Annotated in this window: 4 protein-coding genes; all 4 read left to right on the forward strand. The window is 48.6% G+C overall.

Annotated features, from left to right (window positions below; translation table 11 throughout):
- The coding region (thiC, locus tag C1T29_RS05745) for a phosphomethylpyrimidine synthase ThiC (RefSeq protein WP_208945636.1) at positions 1-1145 on the forward strand (1145 nt) is incomplete at its 5' end.
- Positions 1146-1346: 201 nt separating this feature from the next.
- A complete protein-coding gene (locus tag C1T29_RS05750) occupies positions 1347-2114 on the forward strand; it encodes an ABC transporter ATP-binding protein (RefSeq protein WP_025811874.1) in 768 nt (255 codons plus the stop codon).
- 20 nt (positions 2115-2134) lie between these two features.
- Entirely contained in the window at positions 2135-3124 is a 990-nt protein-coding gene (locus C1T29_RS05755; RefSeq protein WP_231516545.1) for an aliphatic sulfonate ABC transporter substrate-binding protein, read from the forward strand.
- Positions 3121-3647, forward strand: a 527-nt coding sequence (locus C1T29_RS05760; protein ID WP_208945637.1) for an ABC transporter permease, incomplete at its 3' end; no start/stop codon positions are given. The genes C1T29_RS05755 and C1T29_RS05760, both read left to right, overlap by 4 nt.

Here is a 3647-nt window from a genome sequence, read left to right on the forward strand (position 1 = left end):
AAGTAGAAAAAATGACATGGGCCATCCGCTGGGGCGCCGATACGATGATGGACTTGTCCACAGGTAAAGATATTCATACAACGAGGGAGTGGATCATCCGCAATTGTCCAGTTCCTGTAGGGACTGTGCCAATTTATCAGGCGCTTGAAAAAGTAAACGGCGTCGCGGAAGATCTCACTTGGGAGATTTACCGCGATACATTAATCGAGCAGGCTGAGCAAGGCGTTGATTATTTTACGATTCATGCCGGCGTCCTTCTTCGGTATGTGCCGCTGACGGCAAAGCGCGTCACTGGAGTCGTATCCCGCGGCGGGGCAATTATGGCGCAATGGTGTTTGGCTCATCATGAGGAAAGCTTTCTGTACACTCATTTTGAAGAGATTTGCGAGATTATGAAAACATACGATATCGCATTTTCGCTCGGGGACGGCCTTCGGCCCGGCTCGATTGCGGATGCGAATGATGAGGCCCAATTTGCCGAATTGGAGACGCTCGGCGAGCTGACGGAAATCGCCTGGAAGCATGATGTTCAAGTGATGATCGAAGGACCGGGACACGTGCCGATGCATAAAATTAAAGAGAATGTCGACAAGCAGATGGAAATTTGCAAAGAGGCGCCGTTTTACACGCTCGGCCCGCTGACGACCGATATTGCACCGGGCTACGATCATATTACATCGGCAATCGGAGCGGCGATGATCGGCTGGTACGGCACGGCCATGCTTTGCTATGTGACGCCGAAGGAGCATTTGGGACTGCCGAACAAAGACGATGTCCGCGAAGGCGTCATAACATACAAAATCGCGGCCCATGCGGCTGACCTTGCCAAAGGGCACCCCGGCGCGCAAATCCGCGATGACGCGCTTTCCAAGGCGCGCTTTGAATTCCGCTGGCGGGACCAGTTCAATTTGTCGCTCGATCCGGAAAGAGCGCTTGAATACCATGATGAAACCCTTCCGGCGGAAGGCGCCAAAACGGCACACTTTTGTTCAATGTGCGGGCCTAAATTTTGCAGTATGAGAATTTCCCAGGATATTCGCGACTATGCCAAGGAAAACGACCTTGATGAACAAAAGGCTATTCAAAAAGGATTGGAAGAGAAGGCGAAGGAATTTAAAAAAGCAGGCGGCAGCATTTACAGTTAAAAACGGGCAATACTGCAGATGAAAGGGGAACCTTTCATCTGTTTTTTTATAATATGGGGTTGACAGGTCGGAATAATATGAATTAGTATGTTGTTTAATATTTCGGAAAATTCCATCAGCGCTGATCGGTCAACCGAAGGCTCTTATCTCAATTGGGATAAGAGTTTTTTATTTTCAGTTTAGAAAAGAAAGGGGAACAAGATGTCTTTATCAATTCGTGTAAAAGAAAAAGCATTTGGAAACGGCAGCCTTAAAACAAGCGTGCTTCAAGACGTGAAACTGACGGTCGAAAACGGCGAATTTCTGACTGTCATCGGTCCAAGCGGATGCGGGAAAAGCACGCTCTTAAAAATCGCTGCCGGTCTTGACGGGAATTATGAAGGGCGAATCAGCATGAACGGAAGAGAAATCAAGGGCCCGGGGATTCAGCAAGGTTTCATCTTTCAGGAGCATCGGCTTTTTCCATGGCTGACGGTCGAGCAAAATATCGCCGCAGATTTAAGCCTGAAAGAACCGGCGGTGCGAAAAAAAGTCGATGAATTGATTGAAACGGTGCGGCTGAAAGGCGCGGAGAAACAGTATCCACGCGAGCTGTCCGGAGGTATGTCGCAGCGGGTCGCGATTGCCAGGGCTTTGCTCAGGGAGCCTGAGATTTTGCTGCTTGATGAACCCTTCGGCGCCTTGGACGCCTTTACGAGAAAGCATCTCCAGGATGTTCTGACAGACATTTGGCGAGAAAAGAAGATGACGATGATCCTCGTGACGCACGATATTGACGAATCGGTTTATTTAGCCAACCGGGTCGCGATTCTTACCGCAAAGCCGGGGAGAATCCACAAGCTGATTCCGGTCGATCTGCCATTTCCGCGCAGCAGAACATCGCCCGTTTTTCAATCAATCAGACAAAAAGTGCTGAAAGAATTCGAGACAACGGAAACATTCAGCTTTCAGGAAGGTTCAGGGATTTGAGCAGAAAGGAGCGGAAAAACGTGAAAAAATGGCCGTTGTATATGCTGGGCTGCCTGATGCTTCTTGCGGGCTGTTCAGCAGCCCAATCAAGCGGAGGGGGCGGAGATTTAAAAGAGATCAACATCGGAGTGCAGCAAAGCTTAAGCCCGTTGCTCCTTGCGAAAGAAAAAGGCTGGTTTGAAAAAGAGTTCGCAAAAGAAGGGATTCAAGTGAAATGGACAGAGTTTCAAAGCGGTCCGCCGCAGTTTGAAGGTCTTGCCGCAGGTAAACTTGATTTTTCCCAGGTTGGAAATTCACCGGTGATCGCAGGGCAGGCGGCTGGCATTGATTTTAAAGAAATCGGTCTTTCGCAAGACGGTTTAAAGGCGAACGGCATTCTTGTGAAAAAAGGGAGCGGCATCGATGACATAAAAGATTTGAAAGGAAAGAAGGTGGCGGTGGCAAAAGGCAGCAGCGGGTTCGATTTTCTGTATAAAGTGATCGATAAAGCAGGTCTGGAGCCAACAGACGTCAACATCATTCAGCTTCAGCCTGACGAAGCCATGCCGGCATTTGACAGCGGCGCGATTGATGCATGGTCGATTTGGGAGCCGTTTTTGTCCCTTAAAACGATCAAAAGTGACGCGGCAATATTGGTTGACGGGGAACAAATCGACAAGTATTCCCCGGGTTTTACGCTTGTACGAAGCGAATTTGCCGAGAAGTATCCTGATGAGGTGATCCGTTTTCTGAAGGTGTATGACAAGGCCGTGAAATGGCATGAAAACCATAAGAAAGAAGCGGTTGAACAGTATGCGAAAATTAAAAATCTCGACAAAAAGGTCGTTGAAAACGTGCTGAATAACACCGAACCGTTAAATGAGCCGATCACAGACCGTATTATTGAAACGCAGCAGGAGACTGCCGATTTTCAATTTAAATTAAAAGCGATTAACAAAGAGATTGATGTAAAAGAAGTGGTTGACAATTCATTTATTAAAAAAGCGCTGAAAGGAGGAGATGACAGATGAGGGCTGTTTCATCAAGCACCCCCTCGATCCAGCCGAAAGCAGGCGCAAAACTGAGACCGGCCGCTTTCCGGCTCGCATGGGGGAAGGGAATTGTATTACCCGTGATATTGATTTTATTATGGCAGCTTGTCGGGTCATTTGAGCTCATATCAAAAACCTTGCTTCCGGCTCCTTTAGATATATTGCTTACATTTCGGGATCTCATCGTATCAGGAGAGCTTTTCACTCATTTAGGCATCAGCATTCAGCGCGCCGCGCTCGGCTTTTTCCTGGGAGCCGGACTCGGGCTCCTGCTGGGGCTTGTAATCGGCTTTTCAAAAATCGCCGAGGATTATCTCGATCCCTCTCTGCAAATGCTGAGAACCGTTCCGCATCTCGCCGTCACGCCGCTGTTTATCTTATGGTTCGGTTTCGACGAACTGTCAAAGGTGCTCTTGATCGCGCTCGGCGCCTTCTTCCCGGTATATATCAACACATTTTCAGGAATTAGGGGCGTCGATTCGAAACTGTTCGATGTGGCGAG

The sequence above is a fragment of the Bacillus sp. MBGLi79 genome (assembly GCF_002953915.1).